We start from the raw sequence: 18490 nt of genomic DNA, 5'->3' as shown, positions 1-18490 counted from the left end.
GGGTCCGGTTTAAACCGTAGAAGGACTGTTGAGACAAATATTTTGTCCCCCCGCCGGTTGCACGAGCCGGTCAGGGGGACCGGGAAGCGTCGGCTTCCAGGGAACGCACACCATCTACGACAGGGAGACCTCGAGTCTCCCTTTTTTTTGACATTCACCCCGTAGTTTCTTTACAGTATCTCTGTTCGAACCATAGAAAGGCACGTGACGGAAATGACACGCGAGGACAGTGATTTCAGGGTATGCGAAGGCCACTTGGACCGGGTATCCCGGACCTTCGCCCTCAATATCCGGGTTCTCCGGGGGGACGTATACCGGGCCATGCTTCTGGCCTACCTGCTCTGCCGCATCGCCGATACCATCGAGGACGAGCCTTCTCTTCCACCGGAGGCGAAAGTCGCCGGTCTGACGGCCTTCGCGGACCTCTTCCCCCCCGAACCGGGCCGCCCCGTCCCGATAGAGGAGTTTATCCACTCCCTGAACGTTCCCGGGACCGGCCCCGACACGGACCTTCTGCGTGACTCGCCCCGCGTGTTCAGGGAGTTCCTGAAGCTCCCCTCCCGTGCCCGGACGACCATATCGGAGCGGGTGCGGGAAATGTCCCTGGGCATGGCATCCTTCCAGCGCGGCCGCTCTGGCGGCCTGGTAACGCTTGCCGACCGGGAAGAGCTGGAGCGCTACTGCTACTACGTGGCGGGTACGGTGGGACTCCTGATAACGGACCTGTTCTTCAGGGACGGGGAGGGATGGATACTCCCCGACAGCACCCGGGACGCCCTCGTTTCCCGCAGTGTCGGCTTCGGCCTGGGACTGCAGATGACCAACATCGCCAAGGACTACATGGGCGATCTCGGCCGCGGATGGTGTTACGTGCCCCGCTCCTATTTCGACGACGAGGGCATCGACCCCGCCGGGGATCTCCTGGAAAGCAATGGCAGGGCTTACGGACGAGTACTCGGGAGACTCCTGGACGATGCCCTGGCCCACCTCGACGAGGCCGTCATCTATGTTCTTCATATTCCCCGGCGCTTCATCCGGTACCGCCTGTTCTGTCTCTGGCCGCTCTTCATGGCCCTGGAGACTCTGGCGCTGGTGAGCCGCAGCGAGGCCCGCCTGTTTCGGGGCGAGGCCGTAAAAATTACTCGACAGGACGTAAAAAAAATACTAGTGAGAAGTTCATTCGCGGTCCTGTCGAACGGAACGATCCGGTCCCTCTACGATGGAGCCAGGCGCCGCGCGGCACGGGAGAACTGAAGGGAACCGGCATTCCGCCGGCCTCCTTCCGTCATTTCGACCGGAGGGAACCGGAGGGAGAAATCTTTCACGGCGACGACGATTGAAAAGCAAGATTTCTCGTCGCTTCGCTCCTCGAAATGACGGAATATGGGTGCCCCCCGGAACGACGGGATGTGGATGCCCATCGGAATGCGGCGTCATGGACAGCCCTCCAAATGGCGGGATGTAACAAGCCCATTATACCAGCGGATCACCGTCATTCCGAACCGCCGAAGGCGCGTGAGGAATCTGTATTACGGATACCCCTCGGAACGACGGAATATGGGTGCCCCTCGAAATGGCGGCGTCATGGACAGCCCCCCAAATGACGGAATTCACAGGACTCGAAAGGAGATTTTCGTGAAAACCCGCGTGACTGAACTCTTCGGCATCCGGTATCCCATCGTGCTTTCCGGCATGAGCTGGATCAGTGTTCCTTCCATGGTTGCCGCCGTTTCCAACGCCGGCGGCCTGGGCATTCTCGCCACGGGCCCCCTCAACGCCGGCGAGACCCGGGCGGCGATCCGGGAGGTGCGTTCCCTGACGGACAAGCCCTTCGGGGCCAATGCTACGCTCATGTTCCCCGGTGCCCATGAAAACGCCCGGGTACTCCTGGAAGAGCGGGTGCCGGTCATCAATTTTTCCCTGGGAAAGGGCGACTGGCTGGCGAAGGGCGCCCACGCCTACGGGGGTAAGGTCATCGCCACCGTGGTGAACGAGCGCCACGCCCGGAGCGCCCGGGAGCAGGGCGCCGACGGCCTCATCGTCACGGGTCACGAGGCGGCGGCCCACGGGGGTGACGCCACGTCCATGGTCCTCATTCCCGCCGTGGCCGACGCCGTGTCCATCCCCATCATCGCCGCCGGGGGCTTCATCGACGGCCGGGGGCTCATGGCCGCCCTCGCCCTGGGTGCCGAGGGGATCGCCATGGGAACGGGCTTCATGACGACCCGAGAGAGTCCCCTGCACAGCATCTACAAGAACCTCTCGATGGAAAAATCCATCAACGACACCATCTACGGGACCCATTTCGACGGCCTGGGCTGCCGCTCCATGACCACGCCGGCGGCGCTCAGGGCCTACCGGAAGGGGATACTGGGCCTTCCCAACTTCCCGGCGGCGCTCACCAACTCCCGGGACATCGCCCGTTCGCTGGGCCTACCTTACTACAAACTCTTCCTGGGGGTCCTTGCTTCGGGCTGGAAAAACATGGTCACCATGGCCTACCTGGCCAACGCCTTCAAGATGATCCGGGTGGCCACGGAAGAAGGCGACACCCGGGAGGGGGTGCTCCCGGTCGGCCAGTGCCAGGGACTGATTCGTGACATTCCCACCGTGGCGGAGCTCATGGATCGCATCGTTGCCCAGGCCGCCGCCATCCCGGAACGGCTCGCCGGGACGATGGAATGAAAAGGATAACCTAAAGGATGATACAAGAGGCGAAAAAGTGAAAAATTACTTGACCTCATCAGAACTGAATGCTAGATATGATGGAAATCGCGGGGGCGGGCCTTCTGAGGATCCGTGCTCCGACTGTCTCGAGGGAGGGGGGTGAGGCCGGGAAAGCAGCCGGATAAAGCAGTTCTCAGCAGTTCAGACAAAGCGTCCCCGAAACGTGCGTCGGGGGCGACACAACAGGGTTTGAACCACACCAATCTGACACTAATCTGGAGGATGTATTATGAGAAAACTTTTAGTAGCATTGTTCGCCCTCGGCCTGGTGGTGGCCTTCACCGCCCCGGTGTACGCGGCCACGGTCGATTTCACCGGTCATTACCGGTGGCAGGGCAAATGGCAGTACAATGACGAGGTGAGAAGTCCGAACTCGACCAACCAGGCCTGGATGGACCAGCGGCTGCAGGTGGATTTCACCATCAACGTGGCTGAAGGACTTGCCGTCAAGGGCCGCTTCAATGCCATGGACCGGGTTTGGAACGGTAATACAACGGGAGCCTTCGGCGCCGATCAAGCTGAAAACATTTATTTCAGGCGAACCTATCTCTCCGCCAGAACCGAGTACGGCCTTTTCGAGGTTGGATACCGGAGCGCCGGTACCTGGGGAACGGTATTCGCCGATACGGAAGCCGACGGTCGTCCCCGCGTTTTCTGGACAGCCCCCTTCGGTAACCTGACGATGCTGGCCTTGTACGAAAAACTTGCAGAAAATGATGTGGGTATACAATCTTCCGAGGAGGATATGGACGCGGTGGCCGTTGCCGGTATCTACAAGCTCCCCTACGGCCAGGCCGGGCTCCTCTACTACTACATCAGGGACATGAGGGAAACCGCTGTGGGATTCGTCCCGGGTGGGTATGATCACATAACGCAGCTCCTCTCACCTTACTTCAAACTCACCTTCGGGGATCTCTACCTGGAAGGCCAGTACTACTACAAGTTCGGCGGTTTTGACTTCGCCGATGCCGCCATACAGGATGTCGATTACAGAGGCCATTCCTGGTACCTCTACGCCAAGTACGCCATCAACCAGTGGTACGTGGGCGGCCAGTACGCCTTCGTAGCGGGTAATGACGGCTCCGACCCCGGTAAAAACAAAGCAGGCCAGACCGGTTCCGACTACAACCCCACGCTGCTTCTCTGGAACGACGACATGGGCTTCAATCTCGGGTCCTACGGAAATACCACCACCGACGCAATGGCGAACGCTTGGCTGATCCAGGGCTTCGTGGGCGGAAACCCCATGCCGAAGCTCCATGTCAAGGCGGCCCTGACCTATGCCAAGGCCCACAAGACACCGGTAGCTGCGACCCTCATGGATAAGGAGATCGGTACCGAGCTCGATCTGGAAGCCAGCTACCAGATTTTCGACAACCTCTCCTGGTGGATCGGGTTCGGCTACCTCTGGACCGGCGACTGGTACAAGGCAAACAATCCTGCCAACCAGATCGACGATACCTGGATGGTCATGCACAGACTGCAGCTTGACTTCTAAACGAGCACTCTTAAAAGAAGTTCAACCGGCACGAACCAACAATCAAAACCACAAACCCCGGGGCTTCCCTCCCCGGGGTTTTTTTTGGCGGGATCGACGGGGACGGGGCAGCGAGGTCCGGGGAGGTGTGCAGGTGTTTCGCCGTTTCGAGGTGGGGTGGGGTGGCAGGGAGGTCTCGACCCCCCTGTCAGGCCGACGGTCTCCTGCTTCGAAACAGATCGATGATGAGGAGCAGGGCGCCGATGGTGACGGCGGCGTCGGCCACGTTGAAGGCGGGCCAGTGCCAGGCGGCGACGTGAAAATCGAGGAAGTCGATCACCTCGCCGTAGCTCACCCGGTCGATGAGGTTTCCCGCCGCCCCGCCGAGGATGAGGGTGAGGCCGGCGGTGAGGGCCCTGCCGGCATCCCGGTGCCGTTCCAGGCAGACGATGACGACGACCATGACGGCCAGGGTGACGATGAGGAGCAGGCCGAAGCGAAGCGACTCCGGCGCCCCGGCCAGAATACCGAAGGCGGCGCCGGGATTGCGGACGTGGGTGACGGAGAAGAAGCCCCCGATGACGGGGATCGATTCGTGGAGGGGCACCGTGGCTTCCAGGACATACTTGGTCGCCTGGTCGGCGAGAACCACGAGGATCGCCGCGAGGTAGGCGCCTGTCCCGGCGCGGCCCCGGGTGATGAGCCTCATGGCGTCTCCCGCAGGTTCCCTTCGCAGCGCCGGCAGATCGCGGGATGGCCGGCCACGGATCCCACGGTCTCGCTGTAGTGCCAGCACCGCTCGCATTTTCCGCCGGGGGCCTTCGCGACGGCAACGCGTAGCCCCGGGATCTCGACGCTCTCCCAGGCGTCGTCGAGCCCGCCGGCGGACACGATGGAGATGTCCGAGACGATACAGACGGTTTCGAGGGTCTCCCGGCAGGCTTCGAGGAGGGCCCGGAGCTTCTCCGGGGCCGCGATCCGCACGCTCGAGTCCAGGGAATGGCCCACTATCCCGTCCCTGCGGGCGATCTCGATGGCCTTCGACAGTTCCCCCCGGACGCTGATCAGCGTTTTCCACCGCTCTCCCAGGTCGCGGTCCAGGAACCGGGAATCGGCCTCGGGAAAGAGGGCCATGTGAACGCTTTCCTCACGCTCACCGGCGGCAGGCAGGGCCTTCCAGATCTCTTCGGCCGTGAAGGTCAGTATGGGCGCCAGGAGGCGGGTGATGCCGTCAAGGACGCGGTACATGGCCGTCTGGGCCGACCGGCGGCCCCGTGACCGCGGCGGTGAGGTATAAAGCCGGTCCTTGAGGACGTCCAGGTAGAGGGAGCTTAAGTCCACGGTACAGTAATTGTAAACCGTGTAATAGACCATGTGGAACTGGAACTGGTCGTAGGCGGTTCTGACCCGGGCGATGACTTCCTGGAGCCGGTGCAGGGCCCAGCGGTCCATTTCCTCCAGTTCTTCCGGGGGCAGGCCGTCCACGGCGGGGTCGAAATCGTAGAGGTTCCCCAGGATGTAGCGGCTGGTGTTGCGGATTCTCCGGTAGGCCTCCACGAGACGTTTCAGGATTTCCTCGGAGATCCGAATATCCACGGTATAATCTTCGGCGGCCACCCAGAGGCGCAGTATCTCCGCGCCGTAGTGGTCCACCATCTCCTGGGGGTCAATGAAATTACCCAGTGATTTCGACATTTTCTTTCCGTCACCGTCGACGACGAAACCGTGGGTGAGCACCGAGCGGTAGGGGGCCCTCCCCCGGGTTCCCACGGACTCCAGGAGGGACGAGTGGAACCACCCGCGGTGCTGGTCACTGCCCTCGAGGTACATGTCGGCCGGTGAGGCCAGGTCGGGCCACCGGGCCTGGTTCTCCAGGACCGCCGCGTGGCTGGTGCCCGAGTCGAACCAGACATCGAGGATGTTCATTTCCTTGGTAAAGGAGGTCCCGCCGCAGGCGGGGCAGGCCGTTCCCGGGGGGAGCAGGTCGGCCGCGTCGCGCTCGAACCAGACGTCGGCTCCCTGTTGTTCGATGAGGGACGTCACGTGGGCGAGTATCTCCGGTGTCAACAGGTGCTCCTGGCAGCCCCGGCAGTAAAAGACGGTGATGGGTACGCCCCAGGTGCGCTGCCGGGAGATGCACCAGTCGGGGCGGTTCTCGATCATGCCGTAGATGCGGTCCCGGCCCCAGGCGGGAACCCAGGTGACGCTGTCGATGGCTTCCAGGGCCTTGCGCCGAAGGTCGTTTTTCTCCATGGAGATGAACCACTGCTCCGTGGACCTGAAGATGATGGGGCTCTTGCACCGCCAGCAGTGGGGGTACTGGTGGATCATGTCCAGGTGTCCCAGGAGGGTCCCGGTTTCCCTCATTTTCTCGATAACCGCGCCGTTGGCGTCAAAGACGAACTGCCCGGCGAAGAAGTCCACCTCCGCCGTGAAGCGGCCGTCGTCGTCCACGGGGGCGTAAACGTCGAGGCCGTACCGGAGGCCGATTTCATAATCCTCCTGGCCGTGGCCGGGGGCGATGTGGACACAGCCCGTGCCGGCGTCGAGGGTGACGAAGGGCGCCAGGATGAGCACGCTCTCCCGGTCGATGAAGGGGTGACGGCAGGTGAGGCCTTCCAGCTTCGCCCCCGTGAAGACGGCCTTTACCTCGTGGTCGGCGCCTCTCATGCCGAAGGCGTCCAGACAGTAGTCCGTAAGTTCCTCGGCGAACACCAGGACCTCGTCGCCTACCTTGACGGCGGCATAGTCGAAGTCTTCCTTGAGGGCGATGGCCAGGTTGGCCGGAATGGTCCAGGGGGTGGTGGTCCAGATGACCATGCTCACCCGTTCACCGGCGAGTTCGGGGACGCGCTGTGCCACGTCGGATACGAAAGGAAATTTCACGTAGATAGAGGGCGTTTCGTGGTCCATGTACTCCACCTCGGCCTCGGCCAGGGCCGTACCGCAGGAACTGCACCAGTAGACGGGCTTCTTGCCCTTGTAGACGTCGCCGGACAGCAGGAGCCTGCCGAACTCCGCCACGGTGACGGCCTCGTAATCGTAGTCCATGGTGACGTAGGGATGGTCCCAGTCGCCGAAGACGCCGAAGCGTTTGAACTGCCGGCGCTGTATGTCCAGGTAGCGTTCGGCGTAGGCCCGGCAGAGGCGGCGCTTTTCCGCCTGGGGAATGGTGTGACGCTCGTCGCCGAGCTGTTGGTCGACCTGGTGCTCTATGGGGAGACCGTGACAGTCCCAGCCGGGTACGTACACGCTGTCGAAACCGGCCATGTTTCTGGATTTGATGACGATATCCTTGATGATCTTGTTGAGGGCCGTGCCCAGGTGAATGTCGCCGTTGGCGTAGGGCGGACCGTCGTGGAGGATGTAGGGCGTCCTGCCTTGAGAGGCGTCGCGGATTTTCCTGTAGATATCGATCTTATCCCATTCTCTCAGCATCTCCGGTTCCTTGACCGAAAGGTTCGCCTTCATGGCGAAGTCGGTACGGGGAAGGTTCAGGGTGTCCTTGTAGTTCATGGGTGCCTCCTGTCCATTTTACGAAACCGTCAAGAGTGCCCGTATATCACATACAACGACGGGCAGGCAATACCAAAACCGGGTCGGGAATGAGTTGAAGGGGGCGCGGGATGAGGGCAGCCGGGCATGAGTGGGGATGAAGTGGGCCGGGAGGGGCGCATTCTCGCCTCCTTTTCAAGGCCGCCTTCGTTCCCTTTTTGCCATGCCCGCCCATGGGGGAATCCGGAGGTTATCTGAAGAGACCGGAGTACCCCCACTATTCCCCGGGCGGTTCGAAACAGAAAAAAAGGGTCTCCCGCCCGGGGCGGGAGACCCTTGCCTGTGGTGCTGTGTTGTACCTGCTTTTTTCCGGCGGATGTTACATCATGCCGCCCATGCCGCCCATACCGCCGGGAGGCATCGGCATTGCCGGCTCCTCTTTCGGCTTTTCGGCCACCATGCACTGTGTCGTCAGCATCAGCGACGCCACGCTGCTGGCGTTCTGCAGGGCGAAGCGGGTCACCTTCGTCGGGTCGATGACGCCGGCATCCATGAGGTCCTCGAACTGCTCCGAGGCCGCGTTGAAGCCGTAGGCGTCCTTCTTTCCCTTGACCTTCTCAACGATAATCGAGCCTTCGTAACCCGCGTTTTCGGCGATCATGCGGAGAGGTTCCTCGATGGCCCGTTTCACGATGGCAAGGCCGGTCTGCTGGTCACCGGGAAGCTTTTTCTTTTCCAGGACCGGAAGTGTCCTGATGTAGGCAACGCCGCCGCCGGGAACGATCCCCTCTTCAACGGCAGCTCTCGTCGCGTTGAGGGCGTCCTCCACGCGGGCCTTCTTCTCTTTCATTTCCGTTTCCGTGGCCGCCCCGACTTTGATGACAGCTACGCCGCCCACGAGTTTGGCCAGTCGTTCCTGTAGCTTCTCCCGGTCGTAGTCGGAGGTGGTTTCTTCGGCCTGGGCGCGGATCTGCTTTACCCGGCCTTCCAGGGCGACCCGGTCGCCGTCTCCGTCGATGATGGTGGTGTTGTCCTTGTCGATGACGATCCTCTTGGCCGAACCAAGGTCTTCCAGCTTGGTCGCTTCGAGGCGGGATCCCATTTCTTCGGAGATGACCCTGCCGCCGGTGAGAACGGCGATGTCTTCCAGCATGGCCTTGCGACGGTCACCGAAACCCGGAGCTTTCACGGCGGCCACGTTCAGGGTGCCCCTGATCTTGTTGATCACCAGGGTCGCGAGGGCTTCGCCTTCGATGTCTTCGGAGATGATCAGGAGGGGTTTGCCCATCTTGGCGATCTGCTCGAGGATGGGGATGATGTCCTTCATGGTGCTGATTTTCTTGTCGTGAATCAGGATAAGGGGGTTTTCCTGTTCCACTTCCATCTTTTCAGCGTTGGTGACAAAGTAGGGGGAGAGGTAGCCCCGGTCGAACTGCATACCTTCCACCACGTCCAGTTCCGTCTGAAGGCCTTTGGCTTCTTCGACGGTGATGACGCCTTCCTTGCCCACCTTGCCCATGGCCTCGGCGATGATATTTCCGATGGTCTCGTCGCTGTTGGCCGAGATGGTGCCCACCTGGGCGATTTCCTTCTGGTCTTTCGTCGGCTTGCTCAAATTTTTCAGTTCATCGACCACGAATTCCACGGCCTTTTCGATGCCGCGTCTGATTTCCATGGGATTGCTGCCGGCGGCAACGGCCTTGACGCCTTCCCTGAATATGGCCTGGGCCAGGATGGTCGCCGTGGTGGTTCCGTCTCCGGCCACGTCGCTTGTCCTGCTTGCGACTTCACGCACCATCTGGGCACCCATGTTTTCAAATTTGTCTTCCAGTTCGATTTCCTTGGCAACGGTGACACCGTCCTTCGTCATCGTGGGCGAACCGAACGATCGTTCGAGAATCACATTGCGGCCCTTGGGACCGAGGGTTACCTTGACCGCGTTGGCGAGCTCGTTCACGCCTTTCAGGAGTGATCTCCTGGCATCTTCATCGTATTGCAACATTTTAGCTCCCATGTAGCTTTTTCCTCCTTTGTCGTTCTTACTTTTCTATAATTCCGAGAATGTCTTCTTCTCTCATGATGAGGTGTTCGACACCGTCGATCTTGATGTCCGTTCCGGCATACTTGCTGAAAAGAACGCGGTCACCGGGCTTGACGTCGAGCTTGATGATCTTGCCGTCTTCGGTTTTCCGTCCCTTGCCCACGGAGATGACCTCGCCTTCCATGGGTTTTTCCTTGGCACTGTCGGGAATGATGATTCCCCCCTTGGTTTTTTCCTCCTCCTCCAGTCTGCGTACCAGAATCCTGTCATGCAATGGTCTGATGTTCATCTGTACGACTCTCCTTTCCTCACATATGGTTTTGATTTTTTGGCAAGATTATCCTGCTGATTTAATTTTCCATAACATAAACACGAAACAGGCTCTGTCAAGGGAGGAAAGAGGCAAAAGGGGCATTTTTTGAGGATCAGCGCCTGCCGGACCGCTCTTTCCGCCATTTCGACGGTCCCTTTCCCTTCCGTCATTTCGACCGGAGGGAACCGAAGGGAAAAATCTTTCACGATGACGGCTGAAGAACAAGATTTCTCGTCGCTTCGCTCCTCGAAATGACGGGATATGGGTACTCCGTTCCGGCATTCCGACCATCCTGCTCCGTCATTTCGACCGGAGGGAACCGAAGGGAGAAATCTTTCACGATGACGGTTGAAAAGCAAGATTTCTCGTCGCTTCGCTCCTCGAAATGACGGGATATGGGTACTCCGTTCCGGCATTCCGACCATCCTGCTCCGTCATTTCGACCGGAGGGAACCGAAGGGAGAAATCTTTCACGATGACGGTTGAAAAGCAAGATTTCTCGTCGCTTCGCTCCTCGAAATGACGGGATATGGGTACTCCTCCAATTGACGGAATATGGGCACCCCGTTCCGGCATTGAGGCCGCCCCATCGCCCTTTCGATCGTCCCGTTCCGGCATAGCGACCATCCATCCCCTTCCGTCATTTCGACCGGAGGGAACCGGAGGGAGAAATCTTTCACGATGACGGCTGAAAAGCAAGATTTCTCGTCGCTTCGCTCCTCGAAATGACGGGATATGGATGCTCCTCCAAATAACGGAATGTGACAAACCCACCATACCAGCGGATCACCGTCATTCCGAACCGCCGAAGGCGCGTGAGGAATCTGTATCACGGACAGCCCTCCAATTGACGGAATGCGGATGCTCATCGAAATCACAGTGCCTTGAACGTCTTCAGAACTGCGACATAACAGGTCTCGCGGTCAGCGCTTGCCGATGTGCAGAACACCCTTCGTAATGTTCAGAAGATGGTTGTTCATGCGCTCTATGTCGGTGAGTATGTCGGAGAAGATGATGCCCGGCTCGCTGGTGCAGATTCCCGATTCCAGGCGGGTCACGTGGTTTATCTTGTATCGTTCGATGGCCTCGTCAATCTCGTCCATCAATCCCAGGGTTGCCCGGGCCGCCTCGCGGTCGTTGTCGATGATGGCGTCCGCGGTCAGATTCATCATGGTTTTTGTCTTCCCGAAAAGGCGTTTGAGTTCTCTCTGGGCATTTTCGGAGAAAAAGAGGTCTTCTTCGAAGGCCTGCTGGGCCAGTATGGCGATGTCTTCGCAGTAGTCGGCCACTTTTTCCAGGTCGTTGACGCTGTGGAGCAGGGCGGGAATCGACCGTTGCTGGCGGACCGTCAACTCGTTCCGGGTAATGTCCACCAGGTAGGCCGTGAGATTTTTCTGCATCTCGTCGACGGACTCTTCTTCAAAGACCAGTTCGTTCATGAGTTTGTGGTTGTATTCCACGACGCAGGCTTCAGCTTTTTCCAGCATGCTCCTGCAGATGGAAAGCATCACCGTGATTTCCCGTATGACTGCCATGAGCGCCAGATAGGGCGTGGACAGGAAGTTCTGGCTGAGGTAGCGAATTTCCTGGGCCTTTTCATCTTTCTCGGGAAGGATCCGCTTGAGGCACGATTCGAAGAAGGACATGAAAGGCAGCGCGAGGAGGGCGATCACGACGTTAAAGACCGTGTGTCCCAAGGCGATCTGCCGGGGCAGGCTCCCGGAGACCTGGGGCAGCAACGCCAGGTAGAGGGGGATCATGAGGAGAGCGGCCGCGAGTCCGACGGCAGTAAACAGAATGTTCCCCAGGGCGAGCTGTTTGCTGGCCGGGCTGGATCCGATGGCGGCGATAATGACATTTACGGAGGCTCCCACGTTGATGCCGAAGACGAGAAAGAGCGCCCCCCGGAGATCGAGCAGGCCCGCCAGGGAAATGGCGATTATCAGGCCCATGGAGGTGCTGCTGTTGCGCAGAAGGAGCGTGATAAGCAGACCGGCCGGGAGTGCCGCGAGGGGCCGGGATTCGAGGAACAGGAAAATGGATCTGATGGCGGGCGTTTCTCCGAGGATGGCCATGTCGGAACTTATCATGGAGATACTCAGGAAGAGCGCTCCGAAGCCGAAGAGGGCCAGCCCCCGGTTCTGGTGCGTTGACTTCGGGGCAATGAAGTGCAGCAACGCGCCGACGAAGATGAAGAAAGGGGCGATTCCCGCCAGGTTAAAGGCGATGATATGCGCCGTCATGGTCGTCCCCACACCGGCCCCGATCATGACGGCCAGTGCCGGTACAAGATGGATAATGCCCGCGTTGAGAAATCCCGTTGCCGTCACCGATGTGGACGTGGAGCTTTGTGTAAGCGCCGCGGCAGTTACTCCGGCAAGAGCGGAGCGGGTCCATTTGCCGGCAAGGTTTTCGAGCATCGCCCTGACGGTTTCGTGGGTCAGCTTATTGAGGGAGCTACTCAACACATACATGGCGAAAACCAGAAGGCCGAGGCCGCCGGTGACGCCCAGTAGCGCGTGGATGTCCATTGAGTTATCCTGTTGTGTCGTCCTTGTTAATCACTCACCGAGACCTTTAAAAACTGTCGATTGGGTCATTTCGACCTTTCCCCTGTCATTTCGGCCTCTCCCCTGTCACTTCGAACGTTCCCCCGTCACTTCGAACGCATGTGAGAAGTCTGAAATATCCCTCGCTGCGTTCGGGACATAGATTTCTCGTCGCTTCGCTCCTCGAAATGACACAATTGCTTCGCTCCTCGGAATGACGGACCTTAAGACACTCCTCGGAATGACACAATCGCGATGCTCCTCAGACACAATTGCTTCGTTCCTCGAAATAACGGACCTTAAGGCGCTCCCCGGACACAATCGTTTCGCTCCCCGGAATGACACAATCGCGACGCTCCTCGGACACAATTAAAGGTCTCTCACCGGCACTGCCTGATCCATCGTCCGGCACGGGCCGGAGATACCGGGGAAACGGTTCCTTTGTCATTTATAACGTCGCGGGCGCGGATCCATCGACAGGCGACGCCCGCTGCAGGATGCCCAGGGTCTTGAGCCGGGGCAGTTCTCTGAAGAGGCCCGACGCGAGAGCCAGACGGTACACCTGCCGGGGTGCCTGACCGCCTTCGGCGGGATCGGTGAAAATGTCATGGAACACCAGGTAGCCGCCGGGGAGGACCAGGTGTGCCCAGCAGGCATAATCGCTGAATACCGTATCGAAACTGTGCCCGCCGTCGATGAATACCAGCGCCAGGGGAGTGCGCCAGGCGCGGGCCACGGTTTCCGACGTGGACACGATGGGGACGACCGTGTCCTGCAGGCCGAGTTCGTCCATGGTCTTCCGGAAGAGACGGAAGCTGTCGATTCGTCCCGTCTCGGCGTCCAGGAGATCGGGATCGAAGTATTCCTCACCGGGCTGCTGTTCTTCCGAGCCGCGGTGGTGGTCGATTGAAAAGAGGACTGAGCGCCCTTCGCGGCATCCGAGGGCGAGACAGGCGGCCGATTTGCCGCAGTAGCTGCCGATTTCCAGGCAGGGACCCAGGGGGGAGGCGTCCCTGGCCAGTTCGTAGAGGCGCACCGCCTCGTCAGGGTCGAGAAATCCCTTGATGGGCCGGGAAAGAATGGAGTGAATATCCATGGAAGACAGGTCCGCTTTCATTCCGCGCTCAGGCGATGACGCCCAGGTTCCGCCGCATGAGGCGGATGGCGACGCCATAATCCCCGCTGTTGAAGACGGCCGATCCCGTCACGAGAACATCGGCGCCCGCTCCCGCTATGGCGGCGATGTTGTCCGCGGTGACGCCGCCATCGACCTCGAGGAGGACGCGGGGGTTCCGGTTGTCGATGAGACGCCGGGCTTCCGCGATTTTGGGAAGCATGGTTTCGATGAAGGTCTGGCCGCCGAAACCGGGATTCACCGTCATGAGGAGAAGAAGATCCAGGTCGTCGATGATGTGGTCCACGGAAGAAAGAGATGTGGCCGGATTCAGGGACACTCCCGGCCTGCAGCCGCCCTTTCGAATGGATTCCACAGTCCGATGGAGATGCACCGCGGCTTCGACGTGGACGGTGATGAAGTCGCAGCCCGCCGAAATATAGTCTTCCAGTGAGCGGTCGGGATCTTCTATCATCAGGTGCACATCCAGGGGAAGCTCCGTCACTTTCCGCAGGGACCTGATGATGGGAGGGCCGATGGTCAGGTTCGGGACGAAACGGCCGTCCATGACATCCACGTGGATGAAGTCCGCGCCGGCGGATTCCAGGGCGGCAATTTCCTCGCCGAGCCTCGCGAAGTCCGCCGACAGAATTGAAGGTGCTATTTTGGTCATGTTCATTCCTCGATTCCCGATGTGCACGTAAGCGGTGCGGTGGTGGGCGGCACGGTCCCGTCCCCGTTTCAGAAGCCCAGTATGAGTGAATGAACGGTTCCCGTATCGGTCTCTCTCAGGCCCAGTCTCAGCTCCATAGTCCCTTTCGCCTCTCCGGGAAAGAAAATGAACCCGTGGGCGATGTCGCCGGAATATACGGGTTTTCTTTCAAGATTCCTGTTGTGGAGATCCTCGCCGATCCGGTGCCGCACTTCCTGGTCGGTGATCGCTCCCACCCCGCCCATAACCGTTCCGGCGGCGCCTCCGATGGCGGCGCCTTTCCCGGCGGCGGAGGCGACGTTCTCGCCCGTCACGATTCCCACGGCGGCGCCGATGATGGCTCCGCCGGCGGCCCCGAGAAGGCCCGTCGTGGCAGCCTTGGGCGCCACCTCACCGAGCTTCGTTTTCTCCGCGATGCGGTCGTAGGCGAGGTTCGCGTCAAGGACGGGCCAGAGATTGTTGTCGCGGTCAACGAGCCAGGTCCGTTCCGGCTGGATTTCAAGGGCGTGGGGGCCCCTATTGTCGAAAATTATCTGCACGGGCAGAACGCCGGCGCCGAGAATGTCAAATCCGAAGGCGTCTCCGGCCTGTTGGCTGTCGTTGAATGATTCGGCGGCAATGGAGGCTCCGGCAACGTCGACCACGTTGGGGTAGGCGGCGGGCATTCTGAAAGGAACCACCTTCCGTTCGTAGCGGGCACACCCCGTCACGACCAGCGCCGCCAGGGCGAGCAGGAGGGTAATGCGCAATACTGATACTGATCCGGTTTTCATGGTTCCTTCCTTTCCACGGGCCTTTCTACGGGTTGTTCCGTTGCATGGCACGTCCGTTTAAACCGTTCTCTTACTATAGGGGAATTTGTCCTGTCAACCGTATTGACGGTAGTGAGCCCGGTGTTGCTTAAACCCTGCCGACCGTGCTATTGAAGGTGTCACCATGAACATGATCGCCTACAATGCCGTCCTTTCAGCGGCCGCCCTGGCCGCCGTTCCCTGGTTCGCCTGGAAGGTGCTGGCGCAGGGGAAGTACCGGGAAAGCGCGGGGCCCAAGCTGGGGTTTCACAGACATGGAACCTTCGAGAACGCCGGCGGTTCCCCCCGAATCTGGATCCATGCCGTGTCAGTGGGGGAAGTGACGGCGGCGGCACCCATCGTCGCCCGGTTGAGACGGGCCTGGCCCGATGCCGCGCTTCTTCTCTCCACGAGTACCGAGACGGGGCGGGCCGCGGCCCGGCGGCTTGTGCCGGAAGCGACGGTCCTGTTTTACTATCCCCTGGACATTCCCCCGGTGATCAGGAAGGTTATGGATCGCGTAAACCCCGACCTCTTCGTGACCGTGGAAACGGAACTCTGGCCCAACTTCCTGCACCTCTGCCGGGAGCGGTCCGTGAAAACCGTCATGGTCAACGGCCGCCTTTCTCCCCGCTCTTTCAAGAATTACCGGGCCACGCGGTTTTTCTGGAAACATGTCCTTGGTTTCCTTGACAGTGCCGGGGTCATATCGGAAACCGACGGGTCGCGGCTGCGGGAACTGGGCATGGATTCCTCCCGCATAACGGTGCTGGGGAACGCCAAGTATGACGGTCTCGTGGAGCGGGCTGACGCCGCCCTGGGTGATGAAACGGCGCGGATGCTTTCGCTGGCCCGGGGGACACCGGTCATCGTGGCCGGAAGTACCCACGAGGGAGAAGAAAAAATCCTTGTCCGGGCGTACCGGCGTCTCCTGAAAGAACTTCCCGGTCTTGTGCTTGTCCTCGCGCCCCGCCACGTGGAGCGTACCGCCGCCGTTCTCTCTTTGCTCAAGGAGGAACAGTTGGGCCGCCGGGCCGTCAGGCTGAGCCGTATCGATGCCGGCGAGGTTCGGGGCGACCGGTCGGTCATCGTCGTGGATGTCATGGGTCGGCTCTTCAGCCTCTACGGCACGGCCTCTCTCGTTTTCTGCGGGGGCAGCCTGGTGCCGAAGGGGGGACAGAATGTCCTCGAGGCGGCGGCCTGGGGGAAGGTGGTCATTCATGGCCCCTCCATGGACGATTTCCGGGAGGAGGGACGGCTTCTCGCCGACGCCGAAGCCGGCGTCACCGTGCGGGACGGGAAGGAACTGGCCGGGCGAATGGCGGAACTCCTCGGGGATCCGGAAGAGTGCCGACGCCGGGGTGAGGCGGGGCGGCGGATCGTGGCGGAAAACCAGGGTGCCGCCGACCGCTACGTGGAGTTGATCAGCGGCCTGGTCCACACGGGGACGTAGTTAATTCGGTCGATTCTGAAGAATAACCTATATTCATACTATTACTGGACAATTTATGGTATTTGTGCCATATGCTTTGCAAGATTTCAACAACAAAACCACAGAAAGCTTGCACATTGCACCTATGAAACCGAAGCGACCTCCCCAGCACAATCGCCAAGAAGATTTGTTTCGTTCGGAGCTTTCCCAGATCATTGATCTCCGTCACCCCCTAGTGAAACCGGCAGGGATGGTTGACTGGGATCTGGCCGGACGGTCTATTCGGTGCGACCTCCTGTCCTGACACAACCCTCGGCGGCAAAGCTCATGATGTCATTGCAACATACGATAAGCGCGCCGATGTTGAGAACCTGGTTGGCGAAGCGCGGCGCGAAGGACTCGACGCAATCCCCTCGGGAAGATTCAAGAACAACCATGCATTTTTCCAGATTGCCATGCCGGCCTACACTCTCCGGCGCTACTTCAAAATGATGGCCCACCCTCGCGATGCCCAGGTCTCTCTTTTTACCGGTGTGAAGGACAATACGATTTGTATTGCCCGGCTGAAGTTGCCCATGATCGCAGCCAAGGTGGTCCGGGCGAATAATCGGGACAGGGTGAAGTACTCGATTCACGATACCAGAACACCGGGCCTTCTCATATGCTATGAATTACTTGACCGACTGCGCCTCGAAAAAAAACAGGCGTGCAACGCTTCACTATTTTAGGCGACCCGGTGCAAGAAATTTCTTGCACCGAATCGCAAAGAGGGTTCAAAATCACTTTTTTGGAGATCATCCATGCAGCATATCAGGTGGGTTCATTATCGAAGTGGGAAGGCCGTGCAAGATTCAGGTTACAAGTTAACAATGTCTCCCGGCTACGACGTCCCAGGGGAAAATCCTGTTTTGTCGAAGAACATAGTGCATCCCCACCAGCACTGTCTCCGATAGTTACAGTTTCAAGCTCCCGCATATGGCATATCACTGCTATACAGATCGGTCATGTGAAGCAATAAAGATCATGACTTTTTCATCCCACATTGTCATTGCCCTGGAGCCCTCGACAGGAAAGATTAAAATAGGCTTTGACAATATCTTCCACGCCGAGAGGGCCATTATCGTTATACCAGTATGACACACCGGTACACATCTGAAGGATTGCAAAAGTGGATAGTTTTGAATTCAAGCCTTTTTGATCGTTTGCCTGAGTTATTTTATCCACGATACCAGAAAATAGATTTTCGTATTTTTTCCTTTTTTCAATTATATTATAATGTTGTTCTGCTGTCAGGCTGCGTATTTCAGAATCTGTCACGTAAGTCATGTCCTTGTTTTTTATATGATAGTTTACGTGTATTTCAATGGCTTTATGAAGCTTCTTTTCAGGATCAGATTCTGTCTTTAAGGCTTCCTCAAGCTGGGAGGTTAGTTCTGTCAATGTATAGTGCATAATACAAAATAAAATTTCTTGTTTGGAAGAGAAATGATAGTAGACACTACCACCCTTGATACCTGCACATTTCGCTAGTTCGCGTAGTGTCGCTACTTCGAACGATTTCTCACGAAAAAGTCTAGCCGCTTCTTGAAGCAAAATTTTCTTCCTTGGATGCATCGCGTCCATGATTCTTGATCCTTTACCTCAACTTTCGGCATTGGCAAATTCGTAGCCAAGAAATGGCATAATATATTGTAATAACAGCACATAAGGCTTGAAGAGCCCCGTCTTTTGAATTATAATGGTTTCACCAAAAAACAAAATAGTCAATCCTGAAAAACTCGTTTTTTAGATCGCTGTCCTACCCACAGGCAGCAATTTCCGGTTAGGAAATTGCTGCCC

Annotated in this window: 14 protein-coding genes; 5 read left to right on the top strand and 9 right to left on the bottom strand. The window is 58.8% G+C overall.

The genetic code is table 11. The features are described 5' to 3' along the window. Positions 1-213: 213 nt before the first annotated feature. The 3 genes from M0Q23_08745 (at position 214) to M0Q23_08735 (ending at position 4225) form a co-directional block, all read left to right on the top strand. Positions 214-1254 (top strand): squalene/phytoene synthase family protein, encoded by a 1041-nt coding sequence (locus tag M0Q23_08745; protein ID MCK9528707.1) that lies wholly within the window; start codon positions 214-216, stop codon positions 1252-1254. Positions 1255-1635: 381 nt separating this feature from the next. Next, on the top strand, positions 1636-2685 hold the full coding sequence (locus M0Q23_08740; GenBank protein ID MCK9528706.1) for a nitronate monooxygenase: 1050 nt from the start codon (positions 1636-1638) through the stop codon (positions 2683-2685). A 271-nt stretch (positions 2686-2956) separates the two neighbouring features. Continuing rightward, complete coding sequence (locus M0Q23_08735) at positions 2957-4225, top strand: hypothetical protein (GenBank protein MCK9528705.1); 1269 nt, start codon at positions 2957-2959, stop codon at positions 4223-4225. A 187-nt stretch (positions 4226-4412) separates the two neighbouring features. Here the strand turns inward: M0Q23_08735 and lspA are convergent, their stop codons facing one another. The 8 genes from lspA to M0Q23_08695 all read right to left on the bottom strand — a co-directional run bounded on the left by lspA (position 4413) and on the right by M0Q23_08695 (position 15201). After that, complete coding sequence (gene lspA / locus M0Q23_08730) at positions 4413-4913, bottom strand: signal peptidase II (GenBank protein ID MCK9528704.1); 501 nt, start codon at positions 4911-4913, stop codon at positions 4413-4415. Then, positions 4910-7720: an isoleucine--tRNA ligase gene (gene ileS / locus M0Q23_08725; GenBank protein ID MCK9528703.1), complete on the bottom strand. Its 2811-nt coding sequence runs from the start codon at positions 7718-7720 to the stop codon at positions 4910-4912. The genes lspA and ileS overlap by 4 nt, the downstream gene beginning before the upstream one ends. Positions 7721-8078: 358 nt before the next feature. Continuing rightward, entirely contained in the window at positions 8079-9713 is a 1635-nt protein-coding gene (gene groL, locus M0Q23_08720; GenBank protein ID MCK9528702.1) for a chaperonin GroEL, read from the bottom strand. 25 nt (positions 9714-9738) lie between these two features. After that, the gene (gene groES / locus M0Q23_08715; GenBank protein MCK9528701.1) at positions 9739-10029 is read right to left on the bottom strand and encodes a co-chaperone GroES; all 291 of its coding nucleotides are present in this window, start codon (positions 10027-10029) and stop codon (positions 9739-9741) included. A 947-nt stretch (positions 10030-10976) separates the two neighbouring features. After that, a complete protein-coding gene (locus M0Q23_08710) occupies positions 10977-12584 on the bottom strand; it encodes a Na/Pi cotransporter family protein (protein MCK9528700.1) in 1608 nt (535 codons plus the stop codon). 466 nt (positions 12585-13050) lie between these two features. Further along, entirely contained in the window at positions 13051-13719 is a 669-nt protein-coding gene (locus M0Q23_08705) for a class I SAM-dependent methyltransferase (GenBank protein ID MCK9528699.1), read from the bottom strand. A 7-nt stretch (positions 13720-13726) separates the two neighbouring features. Continuing rightward, complete coding sequence (rpe, locus tag M0Q23_08700; GenBank protein ID MCK9528698.1) at positions 13727-14389, bottom strand: ribulose-phosphate 3-epimerase; 663 nt, start codon at positions 14387-14389, stop codon at positions 13727-13729. A 68-nt stretch (positions 14390-14457) separates the two neighbouring features. Beyond that, positions 14458-15201, bottom strand: coding sequence for a hypothetical protein (locus tag M0Q23_08695; GenBank protein MCK9528697.1), 744 nt, complete (start codon positions 15199-15201; stop codon positions 14458-14460). 163 nt (positions 15202-15364) lie between these two features. On the opposite strand from M0Q23_08695, the gene M0Q23_08690 reads away from it, so the two are divergent. Together M0Q23_08690 and M0Q23_08685 are read left to right on the top strand one after the other, a co-directional pair. After that, on the top strand, positions 15365-16672 hold the full coding sequence (locus tag M0Q23_08690; protein MCK9528696.1) for a 3-deoxy-D-manno-octulosonic acid transferase: 1308 nt from the start codon (positions 15365-15367) through the stop codon (positions 16670-16672). Positions 16673-16905: 233 nt separating this feature from the next. Beyond that, positions 16906-17379 (top strand): hypothetical protein, encoded by a 474-nt coding sequence (locus M0Q23_08685; GenBank protein MCK9528695.1) that lies wholly within the window; start codon positions 16906-16908, stop codon positions 17377-17379. A 304-nt stretch (positions 17380-17683) separates the two neighbouring features. On the opposite strand, the gene M0Q23_08680 is transcribed toward M0Q23_08685, so the two are convergent. Beyond that, complete coding sequence (locus M0Q23_08680) at positions 17684-18274, bottom strand: TetR/AcrR family transcriptional regulator (GenBank protein ID MCK9528694.1); 591 nt, start codon at positions 18272-18274, stop codon at positions 17684-17686. Positions 18275-18490 lie beyond the last annotated feature (216 nt).

It is taken from the genome of Syntrophales bacterium, from assembly GCA_023228425.1.
GTDB lineage: Bacteria > Desulfobacterota > Syntrophia > Syntrophales > UBA2210 > MLS-D.
Note: the sequence above shows the minus strand (reverse complement) of the source record. Positions and strands in the feature narration are given on the sequence as shown.